Genomic DNA, 18591 nt, shown 5'->3' on the forward strand with positions numbered 1-18591 from the left:
CTGCAATCAACTGCGCTTTCTCAGTTGTTCTCGCCTTGTTCTGCTCCAGCTCGCGAGATACTAAGCAGACTCTAATCCCAGCGCAGGGATTTTCCTTCCAGCACCGCCTGGCGCCCATAGGGCCAGGCGCGGTTCTGTGCGCCGTGGCCGCTGGGCAGACCGTGGTAGAGCGGGACACCCAGCGTCGCGGCGTACTCGGCGAAGATCTCTTCCAGGCTGTGGGCCACGCCCTTGCGCGGGCAGTCGGTGAAAGTGCCGAGGCAGATGGCGCCCAGACGTGCGCCGTTCAGGCTGTTCAACAGTTGCCAGAGGCTGCGCTCGATACGGTAGTAGGGCTCGCCGACGTCCTCGAGGATCAGGATCGCTCCGTCCGGTACGTACAGCGCACCCGCGGTGCCGGCCATGCAGGCCAGCGCGGTGAGGTTGCCGCCAATCATTTCGCCTTGCACGGCGCGTTTCGGCCCCGCGAGGTGCTGGGCTGCCAGCTTGCCTGGGCCGCCGGCCAGTACGTGGCTGATCGACGCCAGTGAGGCCAGGCGCTCGCGCTGCTCGCTGGGTGCGCTCAGCGGTTGCAGGCCCAGGCCGGTGGCGACCATGCCGTGGATAGCCGGCAAGCCCTGGCGATGGAAGGCGCTGAGCAGGATGGAAATGTCCGAGAAGCCGATCAGCGGACGCGGCGAGGCGGCCTGGATGCGCCGCCAGTCCAGCTGGGGGATGAGCTGTCCACAGCCGTAGCCACCGCGCAGGCACCAGACGGCGCTGACGTCGTCCCGTTCGAAGGCAGCGTGGAAGTCTTCCAGGCGTTCTTCAGGCGTTCCCGCCAGATAGCGATAGCGCGCCTCGGCGTGGGCGCCAAGGTGGTACTCCACACCTTGTACTTCCAGCTGGCGCAGGGTCGCTTCGAGCACCTCTTCGGCGATTGCCGACGCCGGCGCGACCAGCGCGACACGGCCTTCGATGGGCGACCATTTGAGTTCGGCGTGGGGGCGGGAAACAGGCATGAATGGATTCCGGTTACTTCAGGAGAACTGTAGGAGCGAGCTTGCTCGCGAAGGGTTCCGTGGGGCAATGAAGCTTGGAGCTGGAACTTCGAGGGCTCGGTGCTTCATGTTGGTTTGGCTGCCATGCGGCCCCTGATCCTCACCCTAACCCTCTCCCGGAGGGAGAGGGGATCGATAGGTGCAGGATGAAACCAAGGCGTCAGCCGGCACGGACGGCCCCCTCTCCCCCAGGGAGAGGGCTGGGGTGAGGGCAAAGCCCCGCGCCGATGCTAACTTCCTGCTCACCCCTTGCCCTTGGTCCGGGCCAGATGCGGCCCGCCATTCTTCTCCAGGTACTCGATGATGACCCCGGCGATATCCTTGCCGGTGGTGGTTTCGATGCCCTCCAGGCCCGGCGAGGAGTTCACCTCCATCACCAGCGGCCCATGGTTGGAGCGCAGGATGTCGACACCGGCGACGTGCAGGCCCATCACCTTGGCGGCGCGGATGGCGGTCATGCGCTCTTCCGGGGTGATCTTGATCAGGCTGGCGCTGCCGCCGCGGTGCAGGTTGGAGCGGAACTCGCCGGCCGCCGCCTGGCGCTTCATCGAGGCGATCACCTTGTCGCCGACCACGAAGCAGCGGATGTCGGCGCCGCCGGCTTCCTTGATGTATTCCTGCACCATGATGTTGTGCTTGAGCCCCATGAAGGCTTCCAGCACGGATTCGGCGGCCTTCTCCGTCTCGCAGAGGACTACGCCGATGCCCTGGGTGCCTTCGAGCAGCTTGATCACCAGCGGCGCGCCGCCGACCATCTCGATCAGGTCCGGCACGTCATCCGGGGAGTGGGCGAAGCCGGTCACCGGCAGGCCGATGCCCTTGCGCGACAACAGTTGCAACGAGCGCAGCTTGTCGCGGGAGCGGGCGATGGCGACCGATTCGTTGAGCGGGAACACCCCCATCATCTCGAACTGGCGCAGCACGGCGCAGCCATAGAAGGTCACCGAGGCGCCAATGCGCGGGATCACCGCGTCGAAGCCTTCCAGCGGTTTGCCACGGTAGTGGATCTGCGGCTTGTGGCTGGCGATGTTCATGTAGGCGCGGAGGGTGTCGATCACCACCATCTCGTGGCCGCGTTGCTGCCCGGCCTCCACCAGCCGACGGGTGGAATACAGACGCGGATTGCGCGACAGCACAGCAATTTTCATTGATCACCTGGAAGGGTGGCGGGAACCATGATGAGGGGTTTGTCTTGCACGTAGGTGAGGCCCGGGTTGACCACCAGCTGGCCGTGGACCAGAGCCTTGGAGCCTAGCAGTACGCGGTAGCGCATGGTCTTGCGGCAGGCCAGGGTGAACTCCACCGACCAGGCCCGGTCGCCCAGCGCCAGCAGGGTGCGGATCACGTAGCGGGTCTGGGCCTGGCCATTGGAGCTCCTGATGGTTTTCATCGTTACCACCGGCGCCTCGCAACGGTGACGGCGCTGCACCTGGGTGCCCAGATGGGCGATGAAGCGCACCCAGTCCTGGCCGTCGCGCTGGAACGGCACGATGTCGCTGGCGTGCAGGGTGGACGTGCTGGCGCCGGTGTCGATCTTCGCGCGCAGGCCGACCATGCCCAGTTCGGGCAGGGCGATCCATTCGCGCAGACCAATTACCGACAGCTGGTCGAAAGTCTTCAAGACAGGTATCCCCGGCGTTTGCCGGCATTCTAGTCAGGCCGGTTGTGCCCCGCCAGCGGGGCGCGGGGTACACTCTCAGACCCGCATGACGAGGTTGTGAAGTGAGCGAAAAAGACGACGACAAGGTCCGTCTGGACAAGTGGCTGTGGGCGGCGCGCTTCTACAAGACCCGCTCCCTGGCCAAGGAAGCCATCGATGGCGGCAAGGTGCACTGCCGGGGCGAGCGCTGCAAGCCGGGCAAGGAGCCCAAGGTTGGCGAGGAATATGTGATCCGCACCGGCTTCGACGAGCGCACCGTGGTGGTGAAGGCGCTGTCGATGGTGCGTCGTGGCGCGCCCGAGGCGCAGTTGCTGTATGAGGAAACCGTCGACAGCGTGAAGCGCCGCGAGGATGCTTCGGCGATGCGCAAGGCGGGGGCGCTGGGCGTGCAGACCGACGGGCGGCCGACCAAGAAGCAGCGCCGCCAGTTGTTCAGCTTCCGCGACCAGGAATGAGCAGCCGGCGAGGGCCATGGGCGCCTCGCCGGTAGCCTTCGGTCGTCAGGCGGCGACGACGCTCAGGCGATTGAGCAGCGGGATTTTCGCGGCCAGGCGGAACAGCGGATCGGTCCAGCGCACAAGGGCGGCGCTGCCCTTGGCGGCGAACGGGGTGAAGCAGCTCCAGGCCAGGGCTACCAGAGCCATCTGCACGCCGCCGATGTAGTCGTCCTGGCCCCAGTGCGCGCCGGCCACCAGGCGCGGCAGCATGAACAGCAGCGCCAGGCCCCAGATCACCACCCACTGCAGGGCGTTGCGGGCGAACAGGGTGAGGAACAGCGCCCAGATCAGCAGTACCGAGGCGTGGTCGCCGGGGAAGCTGCGGGCGGATTCGTCCTTCACCTCGAACGCGGTGTTTTCCCACTGCGGGAAGTACTGCTCCAGGCGTACGGCATCCGGCGCGACGCTGGAAATGCTCGCGTGCTGCCAGCCCAGCTTGTGGGCGATCTTGGCGTAGAGAATGCGCACCACCACCAGAACGACCGCCGCACACAGGAAGCCGAAGGTCGCCGCGCGGGCCTGGGTCGCCTTGAAGATCCAGTCGCCACGGATCAGCAGGAGCAGGAGGATCACCCCGACCAGCAGGTCGAACGGCCGGGTGCTGGCCACGGCCCAGGTCATGCGCCAGGTTTCATTGCTCGCCAGCGGCTGGTTGAGCAGGCTGAACAGGCTGAAATCGAACAGGTCCATCGCGCTGCGGGTGGGGGCCCAGAGCCACAGCAGAAGCAGGGCGAGCGCCATCAGGTGACAGGCGATGAAGGGCTTCCAGGACCAGGTGGCTTGGAACGGCGTGGTTTTGTCCATAAAATCGATACCCCCTTACGGAACCACTCGAATATGGGTGGGTGCTGCAAAGCGCGCTTTATAGGCCTTTGCCATCAACTTGTCATTTATTTGTGCCTATCGCAGCGTTGTGCCCAGCATGTCCAGAATCGATCAAAGTCAGCGTTTCCTGTTCGACAACACCGATGTCCGTGGTGAGCTGGTGGAGCTCGACCGCAGCTACGCCGAAGTGCTGGCCAAACACCCCTATCCGCAGCCGGTCGCCCAGCTGCTCGGAGAAATGCTAGCCGCCGCCGCGCTGCTTTGCGGCACCCTGAAGTTCGACGGCCTGCTGGTGCTGCAGGCGCGCTCCAGCGGCGCGGTGCCGCTGCTGATGGTCGAGTGCTCCAGTGATCGCGAAGTACGCGGCCTGGCCCGCTACGATGCGCAGGCCATCGGCAATGCCGCGGGGCTCGCCGAGCTGATGCCGCATGGCGTCCTGACCCTCACCGTCGACCCGAAGAACGGCAAGCGCTACCAGGGCATCGTGCCGCTGGAAGGCGCGACCCTGGCGGACTGCCTGTCGACCTATTTCGCCACGTCCGAGCAGCTCCCGACCCGCTTCTGGCTCAATGCCGACAGCCGTCGCGCCCGTGGCCTGCTGCTGCAGCAACTGCCGGCCGACCGCCAGCGCGACGCTGAGTCGCGGGAAGCCAGCTGGCAGCACGTCACCACCCTGGCCGATACCCTCACCGCCGAGGAATTGCTGGGCCTGGACAACGCCACCGTGTTGCATCGCCTGTATCACGAGGACGATGTGCGCCTGTTCGATCCGCAGCCGCTGGTGTTCCGCTGCAGCTGCTCGCGGGAACGCTCGGCCAACGCGCTGGTCAGTCTTGGGCAGGAGGACGCCGAACGCCTGCTGGCCGAGGAAGATGGCGAGATCGTCATCGACTGCCAGTTCTGCAATCAGCGTTATCGCTTCGACGGTTCGGACGTTGCCCAGCTGTTCTCGGGCGGCGGTAGCCAGACACCGTCAGAAACCCGCCATTGACCGCATCTATCTGTCCGATAGCCGAACCAATGGCGCTCTCGCCAGATCAGAGGCTGCACTTGGCCATTTCTTTTCTGGCATAATCCCGCGACTTTTTTCCGCGGTAGTGGGAATCAGAAGTCACTACGCAATGTTTGGAGGACTCGGCTTCGGCCGACGGGGACCCACATGACGCAAGCCAACAAAGCCGTTTACACCGATATCAGCGTTGCCCAACTGGTCGAGGAAGCCATTCGCCGCGGCGAAGGCGAACTCGCCGACAACGGCTCGCTGGTCGTGAAAACCGGCCACCGCACCGGCCGCTCGCCTGCCGACCGTTTCATCGTCGAAGAGCCGGGCAGCAAGGATTCCATCGCATGGGGCGCCATCAACCGTCCGTTCCCGGCCGACAAGTTCGATGCCCTGTGGGACCGTGTCCAGGCCTTCAATAACGCCCAGGAACACTTCGTCTCCCACGTTCATGTAGGTTCCGCAGCGGATCACTACCTGGCCGTCAAGATGACCACCGCCACTGCCTGGCAGAACCTGTTCGGCCGCGCGCTGTTCATCGAGCCCGAGCAGTACAACCCGGCTGGCCGTGAAGAATGGCAGGTGCTCAACGTCGCCAACTTCGAGTGCGTGCCCGAGCGTGACGGCACCAACTCCGATGGCTGCGTGATCCTCAACTTCGCCCAGAAGAAAGTGCTGATCGCCGGCATGCGCTACGCCGGTGAAATGAAGAAGGCCATGTTCGGCGTGCAGAACTACCTGCTGCCGGAAAAAGACGTGCTGCCGATGCACTGTGCCGCGAACATCGGTGAAGCCGGCGACGTGACCCTGTTCTTCGGTCTGTCCGGCACCGGCAAGACCACCCTGTCCGCCGACGAAAGCCGTTACCTGATCGGCGACGACGAGCACGGCTGGGGCGAAGGCGTTGTCTTCAACATCGAAGGCGGCTGCTACGCCAAGTGCATCGACCTGTCCGAGAAGAACGAGCCGGTCATCTGGAAAGCCATCAAGTTCGGCGCCGTGCTGGAAAACGTCGTCCTCGACGAAAACCGCACCCCGAATTACGCCGATGACAGCCTGACCCAGAACTCCCGCGCGGCCTACCCGCTGGAGAACGTCGAGAAGCGTTCCGAGAAGAACCTCGGCGGCGAGCCCAATGCCGTGATCTTCCTGACCTGCGACCTGACCGGCGTTCTGCCGCCGGTGTCGATCCTGAACAACGAGCAGGCGGCCTACCACTTCCTGTCCGGCTACACCGCGCTGGTCGGTTCCACCGAAATGGGTTCGGGCGGCGGCATCAAGTCGACCTTCTCCACCTGCTTCGGCGCACCGTTCTTCCCGCGCCCGGCTGGCGTTTACGCCGAGCTGCTGATCAAGCGCATCCAGGCCTTCGGTTCCAAGGTCTACCTGGTCAACACCGGCTGGACCGGCGGTGGCTATGGCGTCGGCAAGCGCTTCAACATCCCGACCACCCGTGGCGTGATCGCGGCCATCCAGAGCGGCGCTCTGATCGGTGCCGAGACCGAGCACCTGGACATCATCAACCTGGACGTGCCGAAGGTCGTTCCGGGCGTCGAGACCAACCTGCTCAACCCGCGCAACACCTGGGAAGACAAGGCTGCCTACGACGAAGCCGCCAAGGGCCTGGCCAGCAAGTTCATCGACAACTTCAAGAAGTTCGACGTGAGCGACGCCATCAAGAACGCCGGCCCGCAGCTGTAAGCGAGCCTGTTCTGGAAAGAGCCGCCTTCGGGCGGCTTTTTCATTTCTCGTCTCGCCGCCCGAGCTTCTTTATAGGAGCAACTGTTGTCCTGGGGAGTCAGCGCCAACGCTTGCCCTCACCCAACCTCTCCCAGAGGGAGAGGGGCAGGTCGCACCGGCTGACGCTGTGCTGCCACCCTGTACTGAACGGTTCCCTCTCCCGCTTGCGGGAGAGGGTTAGGGTGAGGGGCTCTTGCCGTTGTAGGAGTGCTTCACCCGCGATCACGAACATGGCGCGTTCCTGCAAAAGCGCTTCCCAGGCTGGGTGGACGCCCATGAAAGGAGTTATCCCCATGCACGACACCCTCGAACGCGTCTTCGGTTTCCGCCAGTTCCGCCCCGGCCAGGAGGCGGCGGTCAGTGCCGTGCTGGCCGGGCGCTCGGCGGCGGCGATCTTTCCCACCGGCTCGGGCAAGTCGCTGTGTTACCAGTTGCCGGCGTTGCTTCTGCCGCACCTGACGCTGGTGGTCTCGCCGCTGCTGGCGCTGATGCAGGACCAGCTCGCCTTCCTGGCCCGCCACGGCATTGCCGCCGCCAGCATCGATTCGACGCAGAGCCGCGAGCAGACCGCGCAGACCATGGCCCGCGCGCGCAGCGGCGAATTGAAGGTGCTGATGATCTCGGTGGAGCGCCTGAAGAACGAGCGCTTCCGCAACTTCATCAGCGAGGTGCCGATTTCCCTGCTGGTGGTGGACGAGGCGCACTGTATTTCGGAATGGGGCCACAACTTCCGCCCCGACTACCTGAAGCTGCCCGACTACCAGAAACAGTTCCGCATTCCCCAGGTGCTGCTGCTCACCGCCACGGCAACGCCGGCGGTGATCGCCGACATGCGCGCCAAGTTCGCCATCGCCGAGAGCGACGTGATCACCACCGGTTTCTACCGCGCCAACCTCGACCTGCAGATCGAGCCGATCTCCAGTGCCGCCCGCCGTGCCCGCCTGGTGCAATGGTTGCACGAGCGTCCGGGCCAGCCGGCCATCGTCTACGTCACCCAGCAGAAGACTGCCGAGGACGTCGCCGCGCACCTGGCCGAGCGCGGCATCCCCGCCTGCGCCTACCACGCCGGGATGGAGCACCCCGAGCGCGAAGGCATCCAGCGCCGCTTCATGGAGGGCCGGCTGAACTGCATCGTCGCCACCATCGCCTTCGGCATGGGCATCGACAAGAGCGATATCCGCCAGGTGCTGCACTACGACCTGCCCAAGTCGCTGGAGAACTACAGCCAGGAGATCGGCCGCGCCGGCCGCGACGGCCAGCGCTCGGAGTGCCTGGTGCTGGCCAACCGCGACAGCCTCAACGTGCTGGAGAACTTCGTCTACGGCGACACGCCCGAGCGTGAAGGCATCCGCACCGTGCTGGAGGAAATCCGCCAGGCCTCCGGGGGGCAGCAAGGCGGCCAGTGGGAAACCATGCTGGTGCCGCTGTCGGACCAGTCCAACATCCGCCAACTGCCGCTGAAGACGCTGCTGGTGCAGCTGGAGCTGCGCGGCATCATCGCGCCGCGCTTCGCTTATTTCGCCGAATATCGCTACAAGTTGCTGGTCGACTCCGCCGAGCTGCTGAGTCATTTCGAAGGCGAGCGGCGCCAGTTCGTCGATGCCATCCTGACGACTTCGGCCCGCGCGCGGACCTGGGCGACCCTGGACTTCGACACCCTCTACAGCCGCCACGGCGCCGAGCGCGCGCGGGTGGTGAAGGCGCTGGATTACTTTCAGGAGCGCGGCTGGGTGGAGTTGGAGAGCAAGCAGATGACCGAGGTTTACTCGGTGCGCGATGCGTCCTTCGCTGTGGATCAGTTGAGCGAAGCGCTGCACGGCTACTTCAAGCGCCATGAGCAAAGCGAGATCGCCCGCATCGGCGCCATGCTCGATCTGCTGGGCAGCCCGGACTGCCTGAGCTGGCGCCTCGCCCAGTACTTCGGCGACCAGCAGGCGCCGCGCCAGTGCGGCCACTGTTCGGTGTGCGCCGGCCATGTCGCCCGCCTGCCGGAGCCGCCCGTGCTGCCAGCCCTGGATGGCCAGTCGCTGCATAACCGCTGCGCTGCCTTCCTGGAGAAGTACCGCAGCGCGCGAGGCGCCGAGCCCAGCGCCGATTGCATCACGCGCTTCCTCTGTGGCATCAGCGTGCCGGCCTTCACCCGCATGCGCGCGCGCGGCTTGCCGGGCTACGCGACGCTGGAAGACTACCCCTACGCCCAGGTGCGCGACTGGGTACAGGCGCAGCTCTGACCGCCTGAATACGGCGGCGCCACGCACGACTAAAGGTCGGCGTGATGCCGCCCGGGCTGCTTGTAGGGTGAGGGGAGGAAATTCCTCCTAGACTCACCAGGCACTGCCTGCCTAACGGCCGAGGAGCCCCAAGCATGTCCGTCGAGCACCTGGATGTACTGATCATCGGCGCCGGCCTGTCCGGCATCGGCGCCGCCTGTCACCTGCAGAAGCAGTGTCCCGGCAAGTCCTACGCCATCCTCGAAGGCCGCGAGGCCATGGGCGGTACCTGGGACCTGTTCCGCTACCCGGGCATCCGCTCCGACTCGGACATGTACACCCTGGGCTACAACTTCAAGCCCTGGACCGACCCCAAGGCGATCGCCGACGGCCCGGCGATCCTCAACTACATCCGCGAGACCGCCCGCGAGTACCGCGTCGAGGACAAGGTGCGCTACCGCCACCGCGTGCTCAAGGCCGACTGGGACAGCAACACCGCGCGCTGGAACCTCAGCGTGCAGCGCGGCGACGAAGCGGAGCCGGTGCGCATGAGCGCGCAGTTCCTCTTCATGTGCACCGGCTACTACCGCTACGACGCCGGTTACACCCCGGAATTCGCCGGACGCGAAAGCTTCGGCGGGCAGGTCATCCACCCGCAGCTGTGGCCGGAGAACTTCGACTACAGCGGCAAGCGCATCGTGGTGATCGGCAGCGGCGCGACCGCCGTCACGCTGGTGCCCTCGCTGACCGACAAGGCGGCCCACGTCACCATGCTGCAGCGCTCGCCGTCCTACGTGATCACGCTGCCGGCGAAGGACCCGATCTCCAACTTCCTGCGCAACTTCCTGCCGGAGAAGTGGGTGTATCGCCAGGCGCGGGCGCGCAACGTGACCATGCAGATGGTCTTCTTCATGGCCTCCAAGATGTTCCCCGGCGCGGTGCGCAAGTTGATGCTCAAGCTGGCCAACCTGCAGCTGGGCAAGAACTTCGACATGCGCCACTTCAGCCCGCGCTACAAGCCGTGGGACGAGCGCGTGTGCTGCGTGCCGGACGGCGACCTGTTCAAGGCACTGCGCCAGGGCCGTGCCTCGGTGGTCACCGAGCATATCGAGCGTTTCACCGAGAAAGGCATCCTGCTCAAGTCCGGGCAACTGCTGGAAGCAGACGTCATCGTCACTGCCACCGGGCTGGACCTGGTGATGTTCGGTGGCGCCGAGCTGGCCATCGACGGCAAGCCCTTCGAGGTCACCCAGAGCATGGGCTACCGCGGCATCATGCTGCGCGACCTGCCCAACCTCGCCGCCATCGTCGGCTACACCAACGCCAGCTGGACGCTCAAGGCCGATCTCTCCAGCGAGTACTTCTGCCGCCTGATCAACCACCTGGACGCCATCGGCATGCGCCAGTGCACGCCGCGCCAGACTGACGGTTCGGTGAAGGAAGAACCCTTCCTCAACCTTAACTCCGGCTACATCCAGCGCGCTGCCGACCGCATGCCCAAACAGGGCGACCGCACGCCGTGGAAGCTCTACCAGAACTACGCGCTGGACCTGGCCCTGTTGCGCTTCGGCAAGGTCGAGGACGGCTACCTGAGCTTCACCTCGCCCAAGCAGCGGCAGGCTACCGCCGCACCCGTGGAAGCGTTGGAGAGCTGATCCCTCGCGGGTACTCGCCTGATCCGGCGGGCGCCCGCGCCGTTCCATCGAAACGCTGGATGGACATTATCGATACGCCGCTCTGCAACGGGACTTCCTCTCGGCTTACCATGCGCGCCATTCCCGCCCATGCCAGCCAGAGGATTTTCCATGCTGATCGAAGACGCCATCCGCAGCCGCCGTTCCATCCGTGGTTTCGACACTTCCTACGTGATGAGTCGTGAGGAGAAGGACGACCTGCTGCAACAGGCGCTGCTCGCGCCCACTTCCTTCAACCTGCAGCACGTGCGCCTGGTGGAAGTCAGCGACCCGCAGCTGCGCGCGCAGATCCGTGCGGCGGGCTGGGACCAGGTGCAGATGACCGAGGCGTCGATGCTGGTGATCGTCTGCGCGCAGGTCGATAGCTGGGAGCAGAACGCCGAGCGAGTGTGGGACGGCGCCCCGGTTGAAGTGAAGAACTACATGGTCGGCGCCATCGACGGCTACTACAGAGGCAAGCCGCAGACCCAGCGCGACGAAGCCATGCGCAGCTGCGGCCTGGTGGCCCAGACCCTGATGCTCGCCGCCCGCGGCCGTGGCCTGGACAGTGTGCCGATGGTCGGCTTCGACTTCGACGCCGTGGGCAAGCTGATCAACCTGCCGGCCAGCCACGCCATCGGCCTGATGATCGCTGTCGGTAAACAGGCCGTGGAAGCCAAGCCGCGCATCGGTCGCCTGCCGCTGGCAGAGACGATCATTCGCGATCGCTTCTGACCCCCACGAAACGCGCCTCCGGGCGCGTTTCTGCTTTCTTCTGCACACCGCCCGCCCCCGAGCCTGTGTCTTCCCTCACCCTAACCCTCTCCCAGAGGGAGAGGGGACTGGAGCGTGCCGGCTGTAACCGTGCCATCAGCCGGTGCGGACAGCTCCCTCTCCCTCTGGGAGAGGGCGGGGGTGAGGGTAGCCCCCGAGCGCAAGGTTCACATTTGCGTGCCCCGCCCTCAATCCGGCGCCGCCTCGACAATCCGCTCGACCAACCACTGCAACGCCGTATCCCGCTCGCGCTGGGCGAGGTACACCAGCTCCAGCTGGAACTGTCCGACATCAAACGGCAACTCCAGTACCTGCAACGGCAAGAGCTCCGCGAAATAGACGGCCAGGCGCGTCGGTAAAACCGTCAGCAGATCCGTGGTCGCCACCAGGTGCGCCGCCTGCAGGTAGTTCGGCGTGGTGTAGGCGACCTCCCGCTTGAGTCCCTGGCTGGCCAGCCACTGGTCGACCATGCCCTTGGTCTGCCCGCCGGAAACCCACAGGTGGCGCTGCTGGAGAAAGGTCTGCAGATCGAGCCCGCCGTCCACCTGCGGATGCCCGCGTCGGGCCAGCAGGCGCAGCGTTTCGCTGGCCCAGGGGCGGCGCTGGAAGCGTGCCGGCAATTCCTCGAAGCGCCCCAGCACCAGGTCTAGGTTGCCCTTGTCCAGCGCCTCGGCTGGCAGTGTCGGCGTCAGGTGCTGGATGCTCAGGCGCATACCCGGCGCCGCGCGACCCAGGTTGTCGAGCAGGCGCGGCATGCACAGCGCTTCCACATAGTCGGTCAGCGCCAGGGTAACGCGCTGGCGGCTGCGCGCCGGGTCGAAGGTGTCGCCACCGGCCAGGCTCTGGCCGATGCGCTGCAGGGCGTCGCGAATCGGCGCTTCCAGCTCCAGCGCCCGTGGCGTCGGCTGCATCGCCCGGCCGACACGCACCAGCAACGGGTCATCGAGCAGCTCGCGCAGGCGGTTCAGTGCGTTGCTCACCGCCGGCTGGCTCAGCGCCAGGCGCTCCGCCGCGCGGGAAACGTTGCGCTCGCGCAGCAGCGCATCCAGTACCCGCAGCAGGTTGAGGTCGAACGTATTCATATTCATCAGCTGAATGCCACGTATCACAACTCAAAATTTCAAAAATAGTACCGCCTTCCCTAAGGTGAGTGGTCTTCAAACGAGCGTTTCAGGCTGACAAGAGGAACAACATGAGCCAGAACATCCGCATCGCCAGCGCTGCCGTCATCGGCGCCGGCACCATGGGCCGGGGCATTGCCATGTGCCTGGCGAACGCCGGCGTGCAGGTCCTGTGGCTGGACAACAACCCGCAGATGCTCACCCAGGCCCTCGGCACCGTGGCCGACACCTACGCCCACAACGTGCGCCAGGGGCGCATCGACGAGGCCGAGGCGGCCCGTCGGCGTGCGCGCATCTCCCAGGCGGCGAACTACGCGGCTATCCGTGAAGTGGACCTGGTGATCGAGGCGGTGTACGAGAACCTCGAGCTCAAGCAGTCGATCTTCCGTGAGCTGGACGCGGCACTGAAACACTCGGCGATCCTCGCCTCCAACACCTCCTACCTGGATGTCGACGCCATCGCTGCGGTGACCTCGCGGCCGTCCCAGGTGCTCGGCCTGCACTTCTTCAGCCCGGCGCACATCATGAAGCTGCTGGAGATCGTGCGTGGTGCCAAGACTGCGCCCGCCGTGCTCGAAGCCGCGCTGGAACTGGGCGAACGCATGGGCAAGGTCAGTGTGGTGGCCGGCAACTGCCACGGCTTCATCGGCAACCGCATGCTGGAAAAATACGTCCAGGAATCGCGCCGGCTGATCCTCGAGGGTTCGCTGCCGCATCAGGTTGATGCGGCGATCCAGGGCTTCGGTTTCGCCATGGGGCCGTTCCGCATGTTCGACGTGGTCGGCATCGACCTCGAATGGCGCGCCCGCGAGCTGGCCGGCAAGGGCCAGGACGCGCCGACCGTGCAGGTGGACAACCGCCTGTGCGAGATGGGCCGCTTCGGGCAGAAGAGCGGCAACGGCTTCTATCACTACGAGCCGGGCAGCCGCCAGGCCGAGCACGACCCGGAAGTCGACGCCCTGGTGGTGCGCGAATCCGAGCGCCTGGGCTATTCCCGGCGCGACATCGGCGCCGAGGAAATCCTCGAGCGCTGCCTGCTGGCGCTGGTCAACGAAGGCGCGAAGATCCTCGATGAAGGCATCGCTTCCACCAGCGCCGACATCGACACCGTTTACCTCAATGGTTATGGCTTCCCGAAGGACAAGTCCGGCCCAATGGCCTGGGCCGATGCCCAGGGCCTGCAGAGCGTGCTGGCACGCCTGCGTGACCTGGCCGGCGAGCATGGCGCGCACTGGCAGCCGGCCGCGCTGATCGAGCGCCTGGCCGCCGCCAATAGCCGCTTCGCCGACGTGAAACAGGAGCACTGAACATGAGTTACCAGGCACCCCTGCGCGACATGCGCTTCGTTCTCCATGAACTGTTCGACGTCAGCGGCCATTGCGAGCTGCTGGGCAACGGCCTTGACCGCGAGCTGATCGACGGCGTACTGGAAGAGGGCGCGCGCTATACCGGCGAAGTGGTTGCGCCGCTGAACCGCAACAGCGACGAGCAGGGCGCGACCTTGCTCAATGGCGAAGTCACCACGCCGGACGGCTTCCGCGACGCGTACAGGCAATACTGCGATAACGGCTGGGCGAGCATGACCGGGCCGACCGAGTTCGGCGGCCAGGGCTTCCCGCAGATGGTCTCGGCCAGCTTCCACGAGATGCTGATGGCCGCCTCGCTGTCCTTCCGCGTCTATTCCGGCCTGACCGAAGGCGCGGTGCTGGCGCTGTACAAGCACGGCGCGCCGGAGCTGCAGCGCGACTACCTGGCCAAGATGGTCAGCGGCGTGTGGAGCGGCACCATGTGCCTCACCGAGCCCCAGGCCGGCACCGATCTCGCGCTGCTGCGCACCCGCGCCGAACCGCAGGCTGATGGCAGCTACCGGGTCAGCGGCAGCAAGATCTTCATCAGCGGCGGCGAGCAGGACCTCTCGGAGAACATCGTCCACCTGGTGCTGGCGCGCCTGCCCGATGCCCCGGCCGGGGTGAAGGGCATCAGCCTGCTTCTCGTGCCGAAATTCATCGCCAACCCCGACGGCACGCCGGGCGCGCGCAACGCCCTGAGCTGTGGCGCCATCGAGCACAAGATGGGGATCAAGGGCGCATCCACCTGCGTGATGAACTTCGACGGCGCCACCGGCTGGCTGATCGGCCAGGCCAACCAGGGCCTGGCGTGCATGTTCACCATGATGAACGATGCGCGCTTCCAGGTCGGCCTGCAGGGCCTGGGCATCGCCGAGCGCTCCTGCCAGGGCGCACTGGCCTACGCCCGCGAGCGCCTGCAATCGCGCGCGCTGACCGGCGCGGCGGAGCCGTCCAAGGCCGCCGACCCGATCATCGTCCACCCGGACGTGCGGCGCATGCTGCTGACCCAGAAGACCCTTACTGAGGGCTGCCGGATGGTGTCGGCGCTGTGCGCCCGTGAGCTGGACCTGGAGCACGGCCATCCCGAGGCCGATGCGCGCAAGGCCGCGAGCAAGCGCGCGGCGCTGCTGATCCCCATCGTGAAGTCGTTCTTCACCGATGTCGGCCAGGAGGTCTCCAGCCTCGGCGTGCAGGTCTATGGCGGCCACGGCTACATCCGCGAGTGGGGCATGGAGCAATTGATGCGCGACAGCCGCATCACGCAGATCTACGAAGGCACCAACGGTATCCAGGCGCTCGACCTGATCCGTCGCAAGCTGCTGGGCGACGGCGGTACGGAGTTGAATGCGCTGATCGGCGAGCTGGCGGCTGCCTGCGAGACCGCGGGCGCCCGCACCGAACTGGCCGGCCTGGCAGAAAGCGTGCGGCAACGCCTGCTGGAATGGCGCAGCCTGACCAGCGAGGTGATCGCCGCCTGCCAGCGCGACCCGCAGGAAATCGGCGCCACCTCGGTGGACTTCCTGCAGTACTGCTCCTACGTGCTGCTGGCGGGGCTGTGGGTGCAGGCCGCCGGCGTGGCCCAGGCGAAGCTGGCGGCTGGCGAAGGCGACGCGGACTTCTACCGCGCCAAGCTGGCCAGCGCCGAGTTCTACGTCAAGCGCATCCTGCCGCGCGCCAGCATGCACCGTGAGGCCCTGTTGGGCGGTGCGGATTGCCTGATGGGGCTGGACGCGGAGCACTTTGCGTTCTGATGGCGTGAGGTAACGAAAAACGCCGCGCCGGGGGACCGGGGCGGCGTTTTTCATTGGAGGATCGGTGTTGGGCGGTCCCTCACCCCAGCCCTCTCCCAGGGGGAGAGGGGGCCGTATGTGCCGAGATGAGTCCTGCTTTCACTGATGCGCCCAGCTAACGCAGAGCTTTCAATGCGTGCCGGTCGGTCCCCTCTACCTTTGGGAGAGGGTTAGGGTGAGGGGCTCTTGGTCTAAAGACTCAAGCCCGCTCCCACACCTCGAACGCATAAGCCGGCGTCTCGCCCTCGGCGTCATGCTCGATGCTCGACGCCAGATGCCAGTGCGCTTCATCCACTTCCGGGAAGTGCGCGTCACCCGCCGGGCTCAACCCCACACGGGTCAGGTAGAGGCGGTCGGCGCGAGCAAGGGCTTCGCCATACAGCTGCGCCCCGCCGATCAGCATCAGTTCCTCGGCCTCTTCCTGCTTCGCCCATTCGGCGGCGCGCTCAAGGGCGGCGTCGAGGCTGGTGAAGACTTCCGCGCCTTCCAGCTTCAGCCCGGCCTGGCGGGTGATCACGATGTTCAGCCGGCCCGGCAGCGGGCGGCCCAGCGAATCCCAGGTCTTGCGGCCCATGATCACCGGTTTGCCCAGGGTCATTGCCTTGAAGTGCTTGAGGTCCTGCGGCAGGTGCCAGGGCAGGCGGTTGTCGACGCCGATCACGCGGTTGTCGGCAAGGGCGGCGATCATCGCCAGGGGCAGGGCTTCGGACATCGTGACTCCAGTGCTGAACATCAGTGGGAACTCCCAGTGCCAGAGGATACCAGCCGCTCACCCTCGGCGGGGCCGGCGGCTGGCGGAACGCGCATGAAGAAGGTGCCGTCCTCGTTGACCTGGGTGATGCCGGTGGAGAGCACCTTGCGATAGTCCTTGAGGTTGAACGACAGCGTCTGCTCGGGCCGCTCGGCCTTGAGCAGAACCTGCGAGTAGGTGATGAGGATCTCGAAGATCTTCAGGTCCCCCGATTGCAGCCAGATATAGGACGGCCCTGCCTGGCGCGGCGGTTCGAAGGCCAGCGAAGTGGCGCCGGGCTTGGGCGCGAATTTCAGGTGCAGGCCCTTGGCATCCAGCCAGCTGGATTCGACGCGGCCATCGATGCCCACCAGCGGGAAGACCTGGTGGTAGTTCAGGTGCATCACGTTGTCCTGCAGCACCGCGCCGGGGCGCTCCAGGGTCACCAGTGAATCCAGGCGCAGGCCCACCAGGCTCATCGCGCCGTAGCTGGGCACGCCGAGCACCTTCACGCTGTCGGGCTGGTAGTCGAGGTTGTCGCCGTCGAGCTTCACCGTGCCGGACAGCCGCAGCGGCAGCCAGGGGCCGACGCCCAGCGGCTGCACCTCGCCGGAGACCAGCAGGCGGTCGCCTTCGACGCTCAGCTGGAAGCCGCGCAGCATGGTCTCCGGGTAATCGAGGATGTGCTGGTTGAACAGGTTGGCGAGCTGCTCGGGGCTGAGGATCACCTCGCCCTCGGAGACGTTGATGCGCATGTCCTGCGGGCGGTCGAAGTCGATCGGCTCGCCGGCCTTGAGCGGCACCAGCCAGCCCTTGAGCTGCGGGCTGTGGAAGCCGATGCCGTCCTGAAAATAGAGGTCGACGTTGTTCAGCAGGATGCCCACGCCGTCCTGGCCGGAGTCGCGCAGGCCGCCCGGCCGGCTGGCCTTGAAGTCCGCTGCCGGCGGCGTCTGCTGGAACCAGCCCTGGCGCAGCACGCCCAGTTCGCGCTGCTGCTTGTCGATGGCGCTCTCGGCGGCGGCGTTGCCGGCAAACGCCAGCAGGAGCAGGGAAGCGAGGAGGGTTCTCATAGGGCTTTCTCCTCCGGGGCGGGCGCCTTCACCGGCGAGACGGCGATGTGCACCATGCCGTCCTCGCGCAGGCGGATTTCGCCGTACTGCAGCTGGCGGCGGTAATCGTAGAGGTTGAACAGCAGCGGTGCGTCGGGGCTGAGACTGGTGAACAGCGCGTAGGCCTTCACCAGGATGGTCCGCGCCATCTTGATGTCGCCGCCCTCGATGAACATGTAGCTTTTCGGTGCCTTGAGCTGCGGCCATTTCAGCTCGGCCAGCTCACTGCCCAGCAGCAGGTCCATGCCACCATCGGCGAGTTTCAGGCGGCGCACGGTGAAGTCCAGGCGCGGCGGCGGGAACAGGCCGTCGAGGTCGACCAGGATGCGGTTGCCGATCAGCTGCATGTGCGCGGTGTGCAGTTGCAGCACCTCGGACATCTCGATGGACGCGGCGCTCAGTGACGGCGTGACGTCCACGTTGTCGACGTAGATCCGCTGCGGCACCAGCGCCACCTTCAGCGGCCCGGCCTGCTCGATCCCGGTGACCATCCGCAGCGGCCGCCAGCGCCCCTTGCGCAGCAGTTCGCCGTGGACTTCCTGGCCATCGGCGCGGGTGCTGAGTTTCAGGTTGCGCACCGGCGCGTTGGCGTTGCGCAGCTCTTCGTTGAGCAGGCTGGCGAGGGTGGCGTCGGCGACGAAGATGTCCCCGGCCTGGATGCGCGCGACCATGGACTTCGGGTCGTCGAGCATCAGTGGTGTTCCAGTGCCCGCCACCGGGCTCATCTGGATCAGCATCTTGCGGATGAAGAAGCCGATGTCGTCGTGCAGGCGGAAGTCGGTCTGGCTAATCCACAGTTGCGAGGTATTGCTGGCGGACTGCCGGGCGCTGACACTGGCGTCCAGCTGGCGCGGCGGCACGGCCTGCATCAGCGGCGTATCCGGCCCCCAGTCGGAGGGGCGTACCGGCGGTGTTTCCACGGCCGCCGCGGTGGTGGCGGCGAGCAGCAGGGGCAAGGCACTGAGCAGCGAGCGCAGCATGGCGAGGCCTCATTGTTGTTTTTATAGGGGCAGTGCTATCGGCTGAGTCTGAGCCCGCCTGCGCCGGACGAGAGCCCCTCCTTGGTTTGGTTG

16 protein-coding genes are annotated in these 18591 nt (G+C 66.0%); 8 read left to right on the forward strand and 8 right to left on the reverse strand.

Annotation, left to right across the window (positions count from 1 at the left end):
- Positions 1–71 precede the first annotated feature (71 nt).
- The 3 genes from N5C91_RS00945 to N5C91_RS00955 form a co-directional block, all read right to left on the reverse strand.
- The gene (locus tag N5C91_RS00945) at positions 72–1001 is read right to left on the reverse strand and encodes an LD-carboxypeptidase (RefSeq protein WP_279827031.1); all 930 of its coding nucleotides are present in this window, start codon (positions 999–1001) and stop codon (positions 72–74) included.
- Positions 1002–1282: 281 nt separating this feature from the next.
- Positions 1283–2188, reverse strand: coding sequence for a 30S ribosomal protein S6--L-glutamate ligase (gene rimK / locus N5C91_RS00950; protein ID WP_038803545.1), 906 nt, complete (start codon positions 2186–2188; stop codon positions 1283–1285).
- Positions 2185–2628, reverse strand: coding sequence for an ATP-dependent zinc protease (locus N5C91_RS00955; RefSeq protein ID WP_275094684.1), 444 nt, complete (start codon positions 2626–2628; stop codon positions 2185–2187). Before N5C91_RS00955 ends, rimK begins: the two co-directional genes overlap by 4 nt.
- 134 nt (positions 2629–2762) lie before the next feature.
- On the opposite strand from N5C91_RS00955, the gene N5C91_RS00960 reads away from it, so the two are divergent.
- Positions 2763–3155, forward strand: coding sequence for a S4 domain-containing protein (locus N5C91_RS00960; RefSeq protein WP_236199194.1), 393 nt, complete (start codon positions 2763–2765; stop codon positions 3153–3155).
- Positions 3156–3200: 45 nt separating this feature from the next.
- Here N5C91_RS00960 and N5C91_RS00965 read toward each other — a convergent pair whose 3' ends face one another.
- Entirely contained in the window at positions 3201–4001 is an 801-nt protein-coding gene (locus N5C91_RS00965) for a phosphatase PAP2 family protein (RefSeq protein ID WP_236171081.1), read from the reverse strand.
- Between the two features lie 118 nt (positions 4002–4119).
- Here N5C91_RS00965 and hslO point away from each other — a divergent pair, with 118 nt between their 5' ends.
- The 5 genes from hslO (at position 4120) to N5C91_RS00990 (ending at position 11380) form a co-directional block, all read left to right on the forward strand.
- Positions 4120–5013 (forward strand): Hsp33 family molecular chaperone HslO, encoded by an 894-nt coding sequence (hslO, locus tag N5C91_RS00970; protein ID WP_279827043.1) that lies wholly within the window; start codon positions 4120–4122, stop codon positions 5011–5013.
- A 168-nt stretch (positions 5014–5181) separates the two neighbouring features.
- On the forward strand, positions 5182–6723 hold the full coding sequence (locus N5C91_RS00975; protein ID WP_236171083.1) for a phosphoenolpyruvate carboxykinase: 1542 nt from the start codon (positions 5182–5184) through the stop codon (positions 6721–6723).
- A gap of 332 nt (positions 6724–7055) precedes the next feature.
- Positions 7056–8993, forward strand: coding sequence for an ATP-dependent DNA helicase (locus N5C91_RS00980; protein WP_279827046.1), 1938 nt, complete (start codon positions 7056–7058; stop codon positions 8991–8993).
- A gap of 134 nt (positions 8994–9127) precedes the next feature.
- A complete protein-coding gene (locus N5C91_RS00985) occupies positions 9128–10627 on the forward strand; it encodes an NAD(P)/FAD-dependent oxidoreductase (protein WP_279827049.1) in 1500 nt (499 codons plus the stop codon).
- Between the two features lie 150 nt (positions 10628–10777).
- On the forward strand, positions 10778–11380 hold the full coding sequence (locus N5C91_RS00990) for a nitroreductase family protein (protein ID WP_236171086.1): 603 nt from the start codon (positions 10778–10780) through the stop codon (positions 11378–11380).
- 227 nt (positions 11381–11607) lie between these two features.
- On the opposite strand, the gene N5C91_RS00995 is transcribed toward N5C91_RS00990, so the two are convergent.
- Positions 11608–12507, reverse strand: coding sequence for a LysR family transcriptional regulator (locus N5C91_RS00995; RefSeq protein ID WP_279827053.1), 900 nt, complete (start codon positions 12505–12507; stop codon positions 11608–11610).
- Positions 12508–12611: 104 nt separating this feature from the next.
- On the opposite strand from N5C91_RS00995, the gene N5C91_RS01000 reads away from it, so the two are divergent.
- On the forward strand, positions 12612–13847 hold the full coding sequence (locus tag N5C91_RS01000; RefSeq protein ID WP_279827056.1) for a 3-hydroxyacyl-CoA dehydrogenase: 1236 nt from the start codon (positions 12612–12614) through the stop codon (positions 13845–13847).
- 2 nt (positions 13848–13849) lie between these two features.
- A complete protein-coding gene (locus N5C91_RS01005) occupies positions 13850–15640 on the forward strand; it encodes an acyl-CoA dehydrogenase C-terminal domain-containing protein (RefSeq protein ID WP_236171089.1) in 1791 nt (596 codons plus the stop codon).
- A gap of 238 nt (positions 15641–15878) precedes the next feature.
- Here N5C91_RS01005 and N5C91_RS01010 read toward each other — a convergent pair whose 3' ends face one another.
- The 3 genes from N5C91_RS01010 to N5C91_RS01020 are packed head-to-tail and all read right to left on the reverse strand — an operon-like array spanning position 15879 to position 18498.
- Entirely contained in the window at positions 15879–16391 is a 513-nt protein-coding gene (locus N5C91_RS01010) for a dihydrofolate reductase (RefSeq protein WP_236171090.1), read from the reverse strand.
- 20 nt (positions 16392–16411) lie between these two features.
- Positions 16412–17479, reverse strand: coding sequence for a hypothetical protein (locus N5C91_RS01015; protein WP_279827059.1), 1068 nt, complete (start codon positions 17477–17479; stop codon positions 16412–16414).
- Positions 17476–18498, reverse strand: coding sequence for a hypothetical protein (locus N5C91_RS01020; protein WP_236199187.1), 1023 nt, complete (start codon positions 18496–18498; stop codon positions 17476–17478). Before N5C91_RS01020 ends, N5C91_RS01015 begins: the two co-directional genes overlap by 4 nt.
- Positions 18499–18591 lie beyond the last annotated feature (93 nt).

Source organism: Pseudomonas sp. GD03903 (assembly GCF_029840045.1).
Taxonomy (GTDB): domain Bacteria; phylum Pseudomonadota; class Gammaproteobacteria; order Pseudomonadales; family Pseudomonadaceae; genus Pseudomonas; species Pseudomonas pseudonitroreducens.

Coding starts and splice junctions, on each gene's coding strand:
- N5C91_RS00945 (WP_279827031.1), bottom strand. CDS start 1,001: ATGCCTGTTTCCCGCCCCCACGCCGAACTCAAATGGTCGCCCATCGAA.
- rimK (WP_038803545.1), bottom strand. CDS start 2,188: ATGAAAATTGCTGTGCTGTCGCGCAATCCGCGTCTGTATTCCACCCGT.
- N5C91_RS00965 (WP_236171081.1), bottom strand. CDS start 4,001: ATGGACAAAACCACGCCGTTCCAAGCCACCTGGTCCTGGAAGCCCTTC.
- hslO (WP_279827043.1), top strand. CDS start 4,120: ATGTCCAGAATCGATCAAAGTCAGCGTTTCCTGTTCGACAACACCGAT.
- N5C91_RS00975 (WP_236171083.1), top strand. CDS start 5,182: ATGACGCAAGCCAACAAAGCCGTTTACACCGATATCAGCGTTGCCCAA.
- N5C91_RS00980 (WP_279827046.1), top strand. CDS start 7,056: ATGCACGACACCCTCGAACGCGTCTTCGGTTTCCGCCAGTTCCGCCCC.
- N5C91_RS00985 (WP_279827049.1), top strand. CDS start 9,128: ATGTCCGTCGAGCACCTGGATGTACTGATCATCGGCGCCGGCCTGTCC.
- N5C91_RS00990 (WP_236171086.1), top strand. CDS start 10,778: ATGCTGATCGAAGACGCCATCCGCAGCCGCCGTTCCATCCGTGGTTTC.
- N5C91_RS00995 (WP_279827053.1), bottom strand. CDS start 12,507: ATGAATATGAATACGTTCGACCTCAACCTGCTGCGGGTACTGGATGCG.
- N5C91_RS01000 (WP_279827056.1), top strand. CDS start 12,612: ATGAGCCAGAACATCCGCATCGCCAGCGCTGCCGTCATCGGCGCCGGC.
- N5C91_RS01005 (WP_236171089.1), top strand. CDS start 13,850: ATGAGTTACCAGGCACCCCTGCGCGACATGCGCTTCGTTCTCCATGAA.
- N5C91_RS01010 (WP_236171090.1), bottom strand. CDS start 16,391: ATGTCCGAAGCCCTGCCCCTGGCGATGATCGCCGCCCTTGCCGACAAC.
- N5C91_RS01015 (WP_279827059.1), bottom strand. CDS start 17,479: ATGAGAACCCTCCTCGCTTCCCTGCTCCTGCTGGCGTTTGCCGGCAAC.
- N5C91_RS01020 (WP_236199187.1), bottom strand. CDS start 18,498: ATGCTGCGCTCGCTGCTCAGTGCCTTGCCCCTGCTGCTCGCCGCCACC.